The 15921-nt window shown below is 53.4% G+C and carries 14 protein-coding genes; 12 read left to right on the plus strand and 2 right to left on the minus strand.

Annotated elements, in window-relative coordinates; genetic code table 11:
- The 4 genes from hypF to hypE form a co-directional block, all read left to right on the plus strand.
- Positions 1 to 1679: carbamoyltransferase HypF (gene hypF, locus ACYC56_RS06175; protein WP_461373303.1), on the plus strand; the 1679-nt coding region annotated here is incomplete at its 5' end.
- A gap of 15 nt (positions 1680 to 1694) precedes the next feature.
- Positions 1695 to 1928, plus strand: coding sequence for a HypC/HybG/HupF family hydrogenase formation chaperone (locus ACYC56_RS06180; RefSeq protein WP_461373304.1), 234 nt, complete (start codon positions 1695 to 1697; stop codon positions 1926 to 1928).
- Entirely contained in the window at positions 1909 to 3027 is a 1119-nt protein-coding gene (gene hypD / locus ACYC56_RS06185; protein ID WP_461373305.1) for a hydrogenase formation protein HypD, read from the plus strand. The genes ACYC56_RS06180 and hypD overlap by 20 nt, the downstream gene beginning before the upstream one ends.
- Positions 3017 to 4018 (plus strand): hydrogenase expression/formation protein HypE, encoded by a 1002-nt coding sequence (hypE, locus tag ACYC56_RS06190; protein ID WP_461373306.1) that lies wholly within the window; start codon positions 3017 to 3019, stop codon positions 4016 to 4018. Before hypD ends, hypE begins: the two co-directional genes overlap by 11 nt.
- A 140-nt stretch (positions 4019 to 4158) precedes the next feature.
- Here the strand turns inward: hypE and ACYC56_RS06195 are convergent, their stop codons facing one another.
- Both ACYC56_RS06195 and ACYC56_RS06200 read right to left on the minus strand, forming a co-directional pair.
- A complete protein-coding gene (locus ACYC56_RS06195; RefSeq protein WP_461373307.1) occupies positions 4159 to 5325 on the minus strand; it encodes an S-layer homology domain-containing protein in 1167 nt (388 codons plus the stop codon).
- Positions 5326 to 5451: 126 nt separating this feature from the next.
- Positions 5452 to 5913 (minus strand): WD40/YVTN/BNR-like repeat-containing protein, encoded by a 462-nt coding sequence (locus ACYC56_RS06200; protein WP_461373308.1) that lies wholly within the window; start codon positions 5911 to 5913, stop codon positions 5452 to 5454.
- A gap of 582 nt (positions 5914 to 6495) precedes the next feature.
- Here ACYC56_RS06200 and ACYC56_RS06205 point away from each other — a divergent pair.
- The 8 genes from ACYC56_RS06205 to glnA all read left to right on the plus strand — a co-directional run bounded on the left by ACYC56_RS06205 (position 6496) and on the right by glnA (position 15616).
- Positions 6496 to 7641 (plus strand): class II glutamine amidotransferase, encoded by a 1146-nt coding sequence (locus tag ACYC56_RS06205; protein WP_461373316.1) that lies wholly within the window; start codon positions 6496 to 6498, stop codon positions 7639 to 7641.
- Complete coding sequence (locus tag ACYC56_RS06210; RefSeq protein WP_461373309.1) at positions 7642 to 9159, plus strand: glutamate synthase-related protein; 1518 nt, start codon at positions 7642 to 7644, stop codon at positions 9157 to 9159.
- 15 nt (positions 9160 to 9174) lie between these two features.
- On the plus strand, positions 9175 to 9609 hold the full coding sequence (locus ACYC56_RS06215) for a 4Fe-4S dicluster domain-containing protein (RefSeq protein ID WP_461373310.1): 435 nt from the start codon (positions 9175 to 9177) through the stop codon (positions 9607 to 9609).
- Between the two features lie 8 nt (positions 9610 to 9617).
- A complete protein-coding gene (locus ACYC56_RS06220; RefSeq protein ID WP_461373311.1) occupies positions 9618 to 10874 on the plus strand; it encodes an NAD(P)/FAD-dependent oxidoreductase in 1257 nt (418 codons plus the stop codon).
- Positions 10874 to 11635: a GltB/FmdC/FwdC-like GXGXG domain-containing protein gene (locus ACYC56_RS06225; protein ID WP_461373312.1), complete on the plus strand. Its 762-nt coding sequence runs from the start codon at positions 10874 to 10876 to the stop codon at positions 11633 to 11635. The genes ACYC56_RS06220 and ACYC56_RS06225 overlap by 1 nt, the downstream gene beginning before the upstream one ends.
- A 318-nt stretch (positions 11636 to 11953) precedes the next feature.
- Positions 11954 to 12583, plus strand: coding sequence for a response regulator transcription factor (locus ACYC56_RS06230; protein ID WP_461373313.1), 630 nt, complete (start codon positions 11954 to 11956; stop codon positions 12581 to 12583).
- A gap of 221 nt (positions 12584 to 12804) precedes the next feature.
- Positions 12805 to 14127 carry a glutamine synthetase family protein gene (locus ACYC56_RS06235; RefSeq protein WP_461373314.1) on the plus strand — a complete coding sequence of 441 codons (1323 nt, stop codon included), beginning with the start codon at positions 12805 to 12807 and terminating at the stop codon, positions 14125 to 14127.
- Positions 14128 to 14200: 73 nt separating this feature from the next.
- Positions 14201 to 15616 carry a type I glutamate--ammonia ligase gene (gene glnA, locus ACYC56_RS06240; protein WP_461373315.1) on the plus strand — a complete coding sequence of 472 codons (1416 nt, stop codon included), beginning with the start codon at positions 14201 to 14203 and terminating at the stop codon, positions 15614 to 15616.
- The last annotated feature ends 305 nt before the right edge of the window (positions 15617 to 15921 follow it).

The raw sequence follows: 15921 nt of genomic DNA on the forward strand, positions 1-15921 counted from the left end.
ATATGGAAACGGCCAGAGAGCTGCTTAAACAAGGCAAGATTCTCGCGATAAAAGGTGTCGGCGGATACCATCTGGCCTGTGACGCGACGAATGATGATGCGGTCGGGCTGCTTCGCGACCGCAAGAAGCGCGAGGCCAAGCCCTTTGCGTTGATGTGTCGCGATTTGGAGGCGGTAAGGGCGTACTGCGAGGTATCGACCGGTGAAGAGCACCTTTTGACCTCGCCCGCCCGCCCGATTATCCTTCTGAAACGAACTTCCCTGGACGGGCTTACCGATGCCATTGCCCCGGGGCTGGATACGCTTGGAGTTATGCTTCCCTACACGCCGCTCCACTACGGGCTCTTCGATAACGACCTCTCGGTGTTGGTCATGACCAGCGCAAATATTAGCGGTGACCCGTTGATTCTCACCGAGGAGGACGCCTACCGCGAGCTTGGTGATCTTGCAGATATATTTGTCGTGCATAAGCGCGAGATCGTAAACCGGGGCGACGATTCGGTGATCATGCTCTTTAACGGCGGGCCGTATTTTATCCGGCGTGCGAGAGGATACGTTCCTCAGGGGATACGGCTTCCGTGCACCATCGCACCGGTGTTTGCCGCCGGTGGGGATTTAAAAAGTGTATTCGCTTACGGTCGCGAGAAAAAGGCGGTCCTCAGCCAGTATTTCGGCGACCTTGATACCCTTAACAACGTCGAAGCTTACCTGGATGGGGTGCGCTTTTTCGAGGATTTCTTGAAGATCACCCCAGAGAAGGTGGTATGCGACCTGCATCCCGATTATGTGGGTGCGGGGTACGCCGGGCGCTATGCCGGGCGGCTTGATGTGCCGCTTGTAAGAGTGCAGCACCACAAGGCGCATTTCACTTCCGCGATGGTGGATGCGGGGCTCGACGAGAAGGTCTTAGGGGTCGTTTGTGACGGTACCGGTTACGGCGATGATGGCTCGATCTGGGGCTGTGAGGTTTTCCACGGTGATTATGAGAGCATCGATAGGGTTGCTTCCCTTGAGCCGTTTATACAACCGCGTGGCGACGGTGTGGCAAAATATCCGCTGCATATGGCGGCTGTTTTGCTGTATTCTCTCTGGAAGGACGAGAAGAAGCTGCTGCAGATTTTGCCTGAGAGCGCCGATTTGCTCCCGTTTGTTCAGGCCCAGGTCGCGAATAAAAACCTGGGTATACCTTCGTCGAGCGGCGGCCGGCTGTTCGATGCGGCGGCGGCCTTGTGCGGTTTTACCTCCAAATCCACCTACGAGGGCGAGGCCCCGATGTGCATGGAGGCCCTGGCAAGGTCATCGGGTATTATACGGGACGTTAAGCCGTACCAGTTCACTCTCCATGAGGATGGTATGGTGCGCTTATCCTGGCATTTTCTAGATGAGATGGCGGAGGATAAGCGAAGAGGAACGGACCCCGGTGTGCTCGCCGCGCGCTTTCACCGTACCTTTACGACGACGATTAGCGCTATAATTGAAAAGCTGGCCGCATCCTGCGGGACGCGAAAGGTCGTATTCTCGGGCGGGACATTTCAGAACCGCCTTATTATAGCTATACTTGCCGAAGAACTACCGGCAAAAGGAATCGAGCCGTACTTTCACCGCCAAGTACCGACCAACGACGGTGGCTTGGCATTAGGGCAAATTATATTAGCTGGAACATCTCTAGTTACTTTTTAGCAGGAGGAACCATTCATGTGTTTGGCTGTGCCGGCGAAGATTGTTGAGATAGATGAGGCTACGTTCTCTGCGAGCATCGATGTAATGGGCAACATCAGGAAAATCAGCGTAATGCTCACCCCGGAGGCTAAACTTGGCAGCTGGGTGCTTGTGCATGCGGGGCAGGCGATCAATGTCGTCTCGGATGAGGAAGCCCAGGCATCACTCGAGATGTGGGAGGAACTACTGCGTGACGAGCAACAGTTTTAACGTCGCTGCCGGGGTCGTCGATGAGAAAAAATATTTTCACCTGCTGGCCGAGAAGCTGCGGCAGATCGTCGAGCGACCCGTAAGGCTGATGGAGGTCTGCGGCACGCATACCATGGCGATTGGAAAGGCCGGTATGCGCGAGGTGCTACCCCCTGAAGTGGAGCTTATCTCGGGACCCGGGTGCCCCGTATGCGTTACCGCCGATTCTGATATCGACGCCTTCATGCGTCTCGCTAAAGACGAGCGCGTTATCCTGACGACCTACGGTGATATGATCCGGGTGCCGGGGACCGAAGGAAGCCTGGCCGAGCTAAAAGCCCAGGGCGCCGGCGTGCGTGTGGTCTACTCCGCGCTTGAGGCGCTGGATTTTGCCCGCGCTGAGGCTGATAGAGAAGTCGTGTTCTTAGGGATAGGGTTCGAGACGACCGCACCCGCCACAGCGCATGCCATAAAGACGGCAAAAGCCGAGGGTCTCCCCAACTTTAGCATCTATAACCTGCATAAAACCGTCCCCGAAGCATTGCGTGTGCTCCTTGAGGATGAAACGACCACTATCGATGGCTTTATCTTGCCCGGTCATGTGAGTGTCATAATCGGCGAGACCGCATACGCGTTTCTTGTTGAGGAATACGGAATCGCCGGCGCCATCGCCGGGTTCGAGCCGCCGGAGATCATGGCCGCGATTGTAAAATTGGTCAAGGATATCAACGCGGAAACGCCGGTGATCTCAAATCTCTACCGCAAGGCGGTGCGACCGGAAGGCAATGTCGTCGCGCAGAACCTGCTGCAAGAGATCTTTACCCCCGCCGATGCCGAGTGGCGCGGCCTGGGTGTTATCCCTGGAAGCGGGCTTGCGCTGGGCAATAATTACGAGCAGTTCGATGCGGCTCAAAAGTTTGGCATCGAGAAGATACAGGTTAAACTACATCCGGGATGCCGCTGCGGAGAAATCCTAAAAGGGATTATCAAACCGCGGCAATGCCCGCTTTTCGCTAAGCGTTGTACGCCGGAGAATCCGGTCGGGCCGTGCATGGTGTCATCCGAAGGAACATGCGCAGCTTATTTCCTCTATCACGGGGGCGATGCGCATGTCGGATAAGGTTCGCATGGCCCACGGCAGCGGCGGCGAGATGACGGCGCGCCTGATCGAGGAGGTCTTTTTCGAAGCCCTCGGGGGCAATTCAAAAGAGGCCAACGACTCGGCTGTGCTCGAGCTTCCCGGCGGGAAAACCGCGTTTACCACCGATTCGTATGTTATCAGCCCCTTGTTTTTCCCCGGTGGGGATATCGGCAAATTAGCGTTTTGCGGGACCGTAAACGACCTGGCGGCTGCGGGCGCGCGACCCGTTGCGATATCCGCGTCGTTCATCATCGAGGAGGGGATGGATATCGCAGACCTCAAACGAATCGCTACCTCTCTTGGTGATGTATCCCGTGAAACCGGGATTCCGGTTGTAGCCGGCGACACCAAAGTCGTCGACAAGGGGAGCGCCGACAAGGTGTTTATCACGACCGCCGGCATCGGTGTCATTCCTGAGGGGATCGACTATCACCCGCGAAACATCCGGCCGGGCGACATGATAATCGTGAGCGGTACCATCGGTGACCACGGGTACTGTATCACCGCACTGCGTGAAGGTATTGCGATTCAAAGTCCCGTTACGAGCGACTGCCGGCCGCTGCATGGGCTAGTGGCGCTTCTACATCCCATGGTAAGTGAAGTGCGTACCGTTCGAGATGCGACGCGAGGGGGCGTCGGTACGGTGCTTAACGAGTGGGCGCAGCAAAGCGACACCGCTATTCTCATCCACGAAACCATGCTGCCGGTAAAAGACGAGGTAAAGGGCGGTTGCGCTCTGCTGGGCTTTGAGCCCATTTACCTCGCCAACGAAGGCAAGATGTTGTTCGTAGTCTCGTCTACCAAAGCTGACGAGGCGCTTTCTCTGCTACAATCCCATCCCGCAGGAGTTGACGCTGTGGTTATCGGCGAAGTCAAGGCCGGCAAACCGCAGGTGATCATGGAAACCGAATGGGGAACCACGCGGGTTGTTCCCGTCCCTCGGGGAGAGATCCTTCCGCGAATATGCTGATCCTTGGGATTGAGCCCGAGTGGATTGAGCGGGGCGAGGAGCTGTCGCCCCCGGTCGCTTAGGCTCCAAACAAAAGAGCCCCACTTAGCAGTGAAGGCTCTTTTAGTATTCTTTTTGTGCCTACTTTTAGTCGGTGCGTTCTAAAGTTCCTGCAGCATGTTGCAAACCATGCTCGCGGCCTCGGCGCGCGTTGCAAATGCAGATGGCCTAAATGACCCATCGGTGTAACCCTTGATGAAGCCAAGGTCCACTGCTTTTTCAATAAACGACCAGCTCCAGAGACCTGATGTTACGTCTGGGAAGATTGATACGAAGGTCTCTGCGGTTCCGAATTTTCCGGCCTTGATTATCATAACCGCGATCTCTTGGCGTGATATCAGCTGGTTGGGTCTAAATTCACCGCCTGGGTAGCCGGTGATGATATCCAGCTCCGATGCGCGCTGGGTATATCCTTCCGCCCAGTTACCGGCAACATCCGAGAAAGCCGTCTCGGTTGTCGACGGGTGCTCACCGATTGCAAGGATGATTACCTTTGCGAACTCGGCCCTTGTGATGCTGGTATTAGGCCTGAACTCATGATTCGGAAATCCGTTGATCACACCTTTAAGGACCAGGGTTCTGACGCACGGCGCAAACCAATCACTATCCTCGACATCGACCAACGGTATGGTCGATGTACCGGCGATCGTGGTGGAAGTCATACCGGCTACAGTGATACCGGTCGTACCTCCCCCACTGCCCGACTTAGTGGTCGAAGTTGTTGATGGGACGGTAGTTGATGTGGTAGAAGTCGACGATGTTGTAGACGTTGAGCCGGACCCTGAGAACGTATAGACGAACACGCCGGATTCGGTACCGGCGAAGAGTGAGCCGGTCAGAGATGTGCTATTAGTAGCATTGAAGTCCGGTGTGAGCGCAAGCGCGTTAACTTTATTAAGATTTCCGCCTAATTGGTCCCACGACTGCCCGCCATCGGTTGACTTAAAAATCCCGGTAGCGGTGCCCGCGAAGAAGGTATGGTCAGTTAAGTAATGCGGCGAAACTGCGAGAGAGGTGACGGTGGTTTCCAAGCCGCATTTAGCCCAGGTTTTTCCGCCATCGGTCGATTTGAAGACGCCGCTGCTGGCCCCCGCAAACACCGTTCCGCTGCTGTCAGAGGTAGGCGCTATCGCGAACGCAAGCGCAAAGACCGGTGTGTTTATAAGGCTGCGCTGTTCCTCAGGCCACGTGCTCCCACGGTCGGCCGATCTAAATATCCCGTGGTCCGGATCTCCTGCAAGCACTATTTGATCAAGGGCATCCTTCATGTACGTCTTAGAGAGCGTAAGCGCAGAGATCGTGTGTGGGTGTATGCCGCTGTCAGTCCATGTGACACCAGCGTCGGTGGACTTAATAACCCCATTGCCGGTCCCGGCAAAGATTGCACGTCTAATTCAGTCTTTGCCCGGCTGCAATTTTGGAGACACCGCAAACGCGTTTGTGCCACCAATAGTAGCAATGCTCTCGCTCCAATTCATACCAGTATCGGTTGATTCGAAAACCCCGCTGTCCGTACCGGCAAACGCAACCGTTTCCGTACCAGCCGTCCCAAAGTTAGGGGAGAGCGCCAGCGCACGGACAGTACCAGATGTGAGGCTTGTACCGCCCCAACTCTGGCCACCATTTGTAGATTTAAAAACCCCCGTGCCGGTCCCGGCAAAAAGAGTGTTATCGGTCGCGTAGAGCGGCGATATCGCCAGTGACTTTACACTCTTGTTTAGAAGATTGGTGTTTACTTCCGTCCACGAGTTTGTATCGGCGGAAGCGGTTGACAGGAAGGCTACGGCCATCAAGCCTACCAGCATGACAGCTACGATAATTGCCTTGGTCCTGGCGATCCTATTTTTCTCCGTCATTCTGCTATTCCTCCTTTCCTGAGTGATTTTTCTTAAGAGGCTAAATCGAGCAAACTAACAAGATGATGCTTTGGGGTTGCTCGATGGTCTAAACATCAATTCCCCCACTTTGGCATTTTCTCCGAACATTATAGAATTTAAACGCTGTACATAGTTTTCTTTGTAAAGGGAACTATGCGTGATAGGGAATTCATATGGTCTCATGTCCTATTACTTGATGTAGGTAGAGGCGAGCGGTTTAGGGGAAGCAGTAAACGAAGAGGGCTTTGATTAAGCAGTAAGCATCCTAAAGGGTAGGGAAATCTATCATCTTTTCCTAATTCTGCTCAGATATCAGACCTCAATCCAAGCGATGCCCCCAACCTATGCAATTTACACGTTCTACCAGGTAAGAATCCAAATAAAAGTTTGACACCGTAACATGAAGTTAATATAATGGTTACATAACTGAAAACAAAGGCAATGGCGCCAACTGACCGAAAGGTTGTTGGCATTTTTTTGTGGTTACAAATATTGTGATTACGAACATTGCGGTTACCAATATTGTGGCGTAGATTTTGTGGTAGTGTGCAACAGGAGGTGCTGATTTTGGAAGGTAGAAAGTACCGCAGGAACATATCCGGATGCGGTCTGGCCGGCATGATGAGCGAAGACGGCAGGTTGATGAGCGGGGAGCCGATTATCCGCGCAATGGAAGTCCTGCACGATCGTTCAAACGGTCTTGGTGGAGGATTTGCCGCGTATGGCATTTATCCGCATAAAAAAGAATTTTATGCGCTGCATATCATGTACGACGACATAAAGGCCAAAGAGGCCACGGATGTGCTGCTTGATGAGCGGTTTGAAATCGACAGCGAAGAGACCATCCCAACGAGAAAGACCGAGGGGATTGGGAAAAGTCCGCTGCTCTGGCGCTATTTCGTCACCCCGAAAGCGGATAAGTGCACGACCGACACATGCGAAGAGGATTTCGTAATCGATGCGGTCATGCATATCAACGAGAAGGTCGACGGCGCGTTTATCTTCTCGTCCGGCAAGAACATGGGCGCTTTTAAAGCGGTGGGCTTCCCGGAAGACGTGGGCAGGTTCTATCGTCTTGACGAGTACGAGGCCTATACCTGGATCGGTCACGGCAGGTTCCCGACCAACACTCCTGGTTGGTGGGGAGGCGCACATCCGTTCACGATTCTTGACTGGGCGCTCGTCCATAACGGCGAGATTTCCTCATACGGTATCAATAAGCGCTACCTCGAGATGTTCGGATACAAATGCACGATGCTTACCGACACCGAGGTGGGTGCGTATGCGTTTGACCTCCTGTTAAGAAAACATAAGTTACCGGTTGAAATAGCATGCAAGGTGCTCTCCGCCCCGTTCTGGGCCGAGATCGATCGCATGAAAGAAAAGGGCGACCCTATGGCGGACGTCTACGAGAAGCTCAGGATGATCTACGGCGGCATCTTGCTCAACGGGCCGTTCGCATTCATCGTCGGCCACACCAATGGCATGATCGGCCTGGCGGACCGCGTGAAGCTTCGCCCGATGATCGCCGCGAGAAAAGACGACATGCTCTATATCGCAAGCGAGGAAGCGGCGATTCGAGAGATATCACCTGAGCTTGATAGGGTCTGGAACCCGAAGGCCGGCGAGCCGGTCATCGGCCAGCTTAAGAATCCAATTAAGAATGACGGTGTAACAGAGTTGAAGGTTAAGGAGACGGTGGCTTAAATGAAGACATATCAGCTACCCGAAGTAATGATAGAGCGGGACGAGGACAAGTGTATTAATTGCGGCGTGTGCGTCCGCCAGTGCGCGTTCGAGGCGCATAAGTTCGACGAGGAAGGCGAGGTCTACAGCGAGGACGAGAAGTGTGTCGCATGCCAGCGCTGCGTGAGCCTTTGCCCGACGAACGCACTCTATATAAGAGACAACAAACCGTTTGTTAAAGATAACGCCAACTGGACCGCCGAGACCCAGAAATACATCTGGAAACAGGCGGAGACCGGCGGCGTGCTTCTCACCGGTATGGGCAACCCAAAACCGTATCCGATTTACTGGGATCACATCCTGCTGAACGCAAGCCAGGTCACGAACCCGTCGATCGACCCATTGCGCGAGCCGATGGAGCTTCGCACGTACCTGGGAAGCAAACCGGATAACGTTCAGATCAAGATGGTAAACGGCGAGCCGGTCATCGAGACCAAAATCGCACCGAATCTGGTGATGAAGACGCCGATTCTGTTCTCAGCGATGTCGTTCGGCGCCATCAGCCACAACGCGACCATCGCGCTGGCGATGGCTTCAAAAGAACTCGGTACCTATTGGAATACAGGTGAGGGTGGTCTTAACAAGAGCCTGTACGGGTACGGCCCGAACACGATCGTTCAGGTCGCATCCGGCCGATTCGGCGTTCACAGCGAGTATCTCGATACCGCTGCGGCAATCGAGATCAAAATCGGACAGGGCGCCAAGCCGGGTATCGGCGGTCACCTGCCCGGCGAGAAAGTCGGCGAGAGGGTCTCTGTCACCCGGATGATTCCGGTCGGCTCCGACGCTATATCACCGGCCCCACATCATGACATCTACTCGATCGAAGACTTGAGCCAGCTTATCTACAGCCTTAAAGAGGCTACTGAATATACGAAACCGATATCGGTTAAGATATCGGCCGTTCATAACGTGGCGGCTATCGCCAGCGGTGTTGCCCGCGCGGGCGCCGACATCATCGCGGTCGACGGCTTCCGAGGCGGAACCGGGGCGGCCCCGACGATGATTCGCGACAACGTGGGTATCCCAATCGAACTCGCAATCGCGGCGATCGACACCAGGCTTCGCGAGGAAGGAATCCGCAACAAAGCGTCCGTCATAGCAGCGGGCGGTTTCAGGAACTCGGCCGACGTCATCAAAGCCATCGCACTCGGCGCGGACGCCGTCTATCTCGGTACAGCGGCACTGGTCGCAATGGGATGCCATGTCTGCCAGAAGTGTTATACCGGCAAGTGCAACTGGGGTATCGCGACGCAAGACCCGTACCTCGAGAAGCGTCTCAACCCGGAAATAGCGGCACAGCGTCTGTACAATCTTGTACGCGGATGGTCGCATGAGGTATCCGAGATGCTCGGCGGTATGGGTATCAACGCGATCGAATCGCTGCGCGGCAACAGGCTGCACTTGAGAGCAGTCGGTCTATCCAAGGAAGAAATGGACGTTCTCGACATCCAGGTTGCTGGAAGTCCGATGGCGTAGGGGTGGAGGATATCGATGAAGAAAGTTTACGCTAAAGAAGAAGTGTGTATAGGATGCAGATTGTGTGAGGTCTATTGCCGCACCGAGCATTCCAAGTCTAAAAATATAATTAAGGCGCACAAGAAAGAATTTCCACGGCCGATGGCGCGTGTGCTGGTCGAAGAGTTACGGCCGGTCTCGTTTGCGCTACAGTGCCGTCATTGTGACGAGCCGCCGTGCGTCGAGGCATGCATTACGGGTGCTCTCACCAAGGACGAGGATGGAAGAGTCGTCCACGACGAGGCGAAATGCGTCGGATGCTGGACGTGCGTGCTTGTCTGCCCGCACGGTGCACCGCAGCGCGACCTTGAGAAAAGAAAAATCGCCAAGTGCGATTTGTGCCCGGACCGCGCAACACCCGCCTGCGTTGAGATGTGTCCCAACGAGGCGTTAGTTTATGAGGAGAGGTAGGAGATAAGGTGAGCTACGTAATTATCGGCAATTCGGTGGCAGCGGTCGGCGCCATCGAGGCCATACGCAAAGTAGATAAGGAAATCAGGATAACCGTTATTTCGGATGAGCCGTATTCGGTCTATTCACGCCCACTGATCTCCGAGTACCTCGCCGGCCAGGTAAAAGAAGATATGATGGGCTACCGTGACCCGAGTTTCTATGAGAAAAACGGGGTAACGGCGATGCTCGGCAAAAAAGTTACCGCAATCGACCCGGCCAAGAAATCGGTCAAACTCGATGACGGCGAGGAGGTCGCGTACGGCAAGCTTCTCATCGCCACCGGCGGCACCCCGTTCGTCCCACCGATGAAGGGCCTTGAGCTGGGCAGAGTCATGACATTTATTAAAATGGACGACGCAAAGCACATCGAGGAGATGCTGCCTGAGCTAAAACACGTTGTTGTGATCGGCGCCGGTCTCATCGGTTTGAAAGCGGCCGAGAGCCTGCACCACCGGGGCGTAAAAGTCACGGTCGTCGAGCTTGCCAACCGCGTTATGGCTACCGTTTTAGATACCGACGCGGGAGCGATCGTTCAAGGCGCCCTTGAAAAAGCGGGCGTGAATATCATCACCGAAGATACCGTTGAGGAAATTCTCGGCGACAACATGGGCCTGGTCAACGGCGTAAAAATGAAAAGCGGCGAGGCGCTCGACTGCGATGCGGTCATCGTCGCCATCGGCGTCATTCCTAACGCCGGCTTCGCAAAAGAGAGCGGTGTCGAAACCAACCGCGGCATCATCGTCGACGACCACATGAGGACAAACCTGCCGGATATTTACGCCGCGGGCGATGTCACCGAAGGCCCCGATTACTTAAACGGCGGCAACCGCGTTATGCCGATCTGGCCGAACGCCTATATCCAGGGCAAAATCGCCGGATTTAACATGGCCGGAGTCGACCGCGAGTTTGAGGGCGGCCTGGCCGTAAACTCAATCGAACTCTTTGGAGTGCCGGTGGTTACCGCCGGGCTTTCAAATACCGAGTCCGACGACCTCGAGGTTCTCTCGAGCGTCGAGGGCGACACCTATCGCAAGATCGTTTTACGGGGAAGCGTCGTAGTAGGCGCGGTCATGGTCGGCAATATCGATAGGGCGGGCCTTATCACAGGCCTTATCCGCGACAAGATCGATGTCAGCGACATGCGCGATCGCCTTATGGCTACCGACTTCGGGTACATCGACTTCCCGGTTGAGGTAAGGAAAGAAAGGCTGGGTGTATCGTAATGGCGGTAAGCACAAAAGAATTCGTTATAGATGCCAAGGGATTGCACTATCGCGAGCTTAACGAACAAATCAGGGAAGCCGTCAAAAACGGTGAGATCGAAATAAAGCTGGCAAACGTAAACGGACAGCGTTACATCGGCGACGCGATCGATATCCCGGTTAACATTACAATGGATGGCGTGCCCGGGGCCGACCTCGGTGCGTTTATGAACGGCCCGACGATTCACGTTCACGCGAACGCGCAGGACCACGTGGCCAACACCATGAACGAGGGCAAGATCGTTGTCCACGGCGACGCGGGTGATGTTCTCGGCTACGGTATGCGTGGCGGAAAGCTCTTCGTAAGAGGCGACGTCGGCTACCGTGTCGGCATCCACATGAAAGAATACAAAGACAAGGTGCCGGTAATGGTCGTGGGAGGTACGGCGGGTGATTTCTTCGGCGAGTATATGGCCGGCGGTACGTTGATCCTGCTTGGTCTCGATACCGGCAACAATGGCAAAGATCAGGTCGCCGGCAACTATTTCGCAACCGGGATGCACGGCGGCGTTATCTACGTCCGTGGCAAACTCGAGGATTATCAGCTCGGTAAAGAAGTCGCGGTTCTCGAGCTGGACGACAAAGACCGTGAGATCATCAAGAACTACGTCACAGAATTTTCCGAAGAGGTAGGGCTCGATGCAGCCGAGATCCTCAAAGGCGATTTTATTAAGATCAAGGCCGTATCGCACAGGCCGTACGGCAATTTGTACGCATACTAGATTTGAAAGGGTCCGGGGAAAACATGTGGTTGCCCGATTCATCGGGCTTATGCTAAGGGTTCACTAGATGTCATTCTGAGGCTTAAGCCGAAGAATCTCGAATGCACTCACAGTGTTTGCCACTGGCCAGTGTCTAGGAGAAGTTTCACCTGGCTTAGACGAAGGTTTTATCTACTTACCATATTGTTTCTAGTTTCTAATAAGGCCCGTTGCTGCGGTTTGAAGTGTAACGGGTCTCTCTGGTTGTTAGGCGTTAGCCGATACCTTTTATGTATTTAAATTTCTGTTACAATGGCCTAGAAAATAGAGGCGAAGTTATTGAAAACAGCATCTGTAATAACGCAAGACATTACACTAAAAGAGAAACTTCTCATTGATTTGGCAACTCTCGGTTACCGGGTCATGCCCGCAACCACCGAGGGGTCGGACATTATTATCCTCGATTACCGCGACCTGGAAAAGCTTATCGAAAACAACCTTAGCCGCATCGTACTCGTTATTATCAATGACGCCGGAAGCGAGTACGATGCGCTGCTTTCAAGGGTTGATGATGTACTGATCTATCCGTATGAGGTCTCGGAGCTAAGCCTCAGACTTAGACTTGCGCTAATGCGGCGCGGCAACTATGAGTCCGCGACCGCTGCGACTTCCTCCGACAATATCCTCGCCCTCGATGGCATGATTATAAACTTCGACAGCTACGAAGTGGCGATAGACGGCCTACCCCTCGACCTCACCTTTAAAGAATACGAACTACTACGCTGCCTCATCACCAATAGGGGACGCGTCTACACCCGCGACCAGCTCCTAAGCAACGTCTGGGGCTACGACTACTACGGCGGCGCCCGCACCGTAGACGTTCACATACGGCGCCTGCGCGCTAAGTTGGGCCGCCACGAATCCCTTATCGAAACGGTCCGCAACGTCGGGTATCGTTTTAAGAAATAATCCCACCAAGAAACGATGACGTCTTTAATATTTTTACTTATAATCTAACTGTTTTGCCTGTTCATACGCTTGTCGGAGCACCGTTTATTTCAATCGTAATAACAAATTAATCCTGATGTAACATAAACGTAACATTTGAGCTATATAATCCTTTTTAGCTGGTTATTTAGCTGTATAATTAGTTGGTTGACAAGGAAGATTATCGTAAAGGGTGTTTGCCTTTGAAGAAAGATCAAGAATACGTTTTAAAGATCGTCAAAGACAAAGACGTGAAGTTCATCCGTCTTTGGTTTACCGATGTTCTGGGTTTTCTGAAGAGCTTTGCGATTGCCCCCGCCGAGCTTGAGCTGGCGTTTGAAGAGGGTATGGGCTTTGACGGCTCATCGATCGAGGGATTTACACGTATCGAAGAGTCCGACATGATCGCCGTTCCCGATCCCAATACCTTTGCACTGCTTCCCTGGTCGAAAGACGTAAAAGTCGCCCGGATGTTTTGCGATATTCAGACTCCCGACGGCGACCCGTTCGACGGCGACCCACGGTACGTATTAAAGAGGAACCTTAAAAGAGCCGCCGAGATGGGGTACACCATGTACGTCGGACCGGAACTCGAGTTCTTCTACTTCAAGGACAGTAACGGCACCGAAGTGCTGGATAGGGGCGGTTATTTTGACCTCACTCCGCTCGACCTCGCGACCCCATACCGAAGAGAAACGATATTCGCCCTCGAAAGCATGGGTATCACGGTCGAGTACTCCCACCACGAAGTCGCTCCGAGCCAGCATGAAATCGATTTAAGATATGCGGATGCCCTGGCGATGGCGGATAACGTTATGACGTACCGTTTGGCGGTAAAGCAAATCGCACAGGAATCCGGCGTATACGCGACGTTTATGCCGAAGCCCATCTACGGTGAGAACGGCAGCGGCATGCATACCCACCAGTCGCTTTTTAAGGGCGACACCACTGTGTTTTTTGATCCTAAAGACGAGCGCAACCTCTCGAAGGAAGCGAAAAGTTATATCGCCGGCATCCTTAAACATGCGGGTGAAATCACGGTTGTTCTTAATCAATGGGTTAATTCATATAAGAGGCTTGTCCCCGGATACGAGGCGCCGGTATACATCTCATGGAGCCGTCGTAACAGGAGCGCGCTCGTTCGCGTCCCGATGTATAAGCCCGGCAAAGAGACCGCAACGAGAATCGAGCTTAGAAGCCCCGACCCCGCTTGCAACCCATACCTGGCATTCTCGGTGATGCTCGCCGCCGGCCTTGACGGAATCGAGAAGGGCTATGAACTCCCACCCGAGGCGGGCGACAACATCTTTGAGATGACGGCCGAAGAGCGTGAAGCGGCCGGAATCGGAACTTTGCCCGAGGACCTTTACGAAGCGATAAAGATCGCAGAGGGCAGCGCCCTATTGAGGAAAGCCCTCGGAGATCACGTTTATGAGTACTTCTTGAGAAACAAGAAGGCCGACTGGGATGCATATAAAGCCCAGGTCACCGAGTTCGAACTCGGCAAATACCTGCCCATGCTCTAGCATGGGGTATCCACTACAGGGTAATCGGCATTAGATTGCCACAAAATATATCACACGTAACGGAGGAGAAAGCATGACAACGCCTAAAGAAGTATTGGAGTTCGCCAAGAAAAACAATGCTGTCTTTGTGGACCTGAAATTCATTGACCTGCCTGGCGTTTGGCAGCATTTCGCGGTTCCCATCGACGAACTAAGTGAGGAGAGCTTTGAGGATGGTTTCGGATTCGACGGATCATCAATCAGAGGCTGGAAATCAATCCACGCATCCGATATGATCATCCTCCCGGATCCAAGTACCGTTATTATGGACCCATTCAAGAAGTATCCGACAATCAGCCTGATCTGCGATATCGCCGATCCGATCACAAAAGAGCCTTACGATCGCGACCCGCGCTATATTGCGACAAAGGCGGTTAATTACATGAAATCAACCGGTGTCGCCGATACCGCATACTTCGGTCCTGAAGCAGAGTTCTTTATCTTTGACGATGTCAGGTTCGACCAGAATGCTCATGAAGGCTACTACTTCGTCGACTCAGTCGAGGGCACCTGGAACACCGGCGCATACGAAGAGCCGAACCTTGGCTACAAGCCGAGACACAAAGAAGGATATTTCCCGGTACCGCCGACCGATAGCCTTGATGATCTCAGGGCCGACATGGTTACCGTAATGCAGAAGTGCGGTATTTATATCGAGGCTCAGCATCATGAGGTTGCAACCGCCGGCCAGGGCGAGATCGATATGCGGTTCGGACCCATGATCAAAACCGCCGACGATCTCATGCTCTTTAAGTACATCGTAAAGAACGTCGCTGTCCTCAACGGCCGCACCGCGACCTTTATGCCGAAGCCGTTATTCGGCGATAACGGCTCGGGTATGCACACCCACCAGAGCCTCTGGAAAGATGGCAAACCGCTTTTTGCAGGCAACGAGTACGCAGGTATAAGCGAGATGGCGCTCTTCTATATCGGCGGCATCATCAAGCATGCAAAGGCCCTTGCGGCCCTCACCAACCCGACCACGAACTCATACAAGAGGTTGGTTCCGGGCTTTGAGGCTCCGGTCAACTTAGCATATTCGGCAAGGAACCGTTCGGCCTCAATCCGTATCCCGATGTACTCACCATCACCGAAGGCCAAGAGGGTAGAGGTCAGGTTCCCCGATCCTTCATGCAACCCATACATGGCGTTTGCAGCGATGCTGATGGCCGGTCTCGACGGAATCGAAAACAGGATTCACCCGGGAGAGCCGATGGAGAAAGACCTCTATGAGCTTCCGCCGGAAGAGATCGCGAAGATCCCGCAAATGCCAGGCGCATTGGATGAGGCGCTCAACGCACTTGAGAACGATTACCAGTTCTTGCTCAAGGGCAACGTCTTTACCGAGGATGTTATCAGGGCATGGATTCAGTATAAGAGGGATAACGAAGTAGACGCTCTTCGCCTACGTCCGCATCCGCATGAGTTCTACCTCTACTACGATATCTAAAATCGAACGATAGTTCTCACAAGATAGGAAAGAGGCCCGCTTATAAGCGGGCCTCTTTTACTTCTCAGTGTATCATGCAGCGCTAAGTTCGAATCCTATCCGGGGAGCCAAATTGTTCTAATTATGGAAAAATGCCTATACAAAGGCATTTTTTAGTATGTGGAAAAGTTGACCCCGGACCTGATTCGAACTTCGTTCTTAATTCAGTATTAAAACAAGTTAATTGGGGCTCTTTAATTTATGCTAATCAGAGCTTAAATGGCGTTTATCGAGAACAACTTAATCCAAGCAGTTTATTTCCCCCC

Source organism: Candidatus Aquicultor sp. (assembly GCF_054640775.1).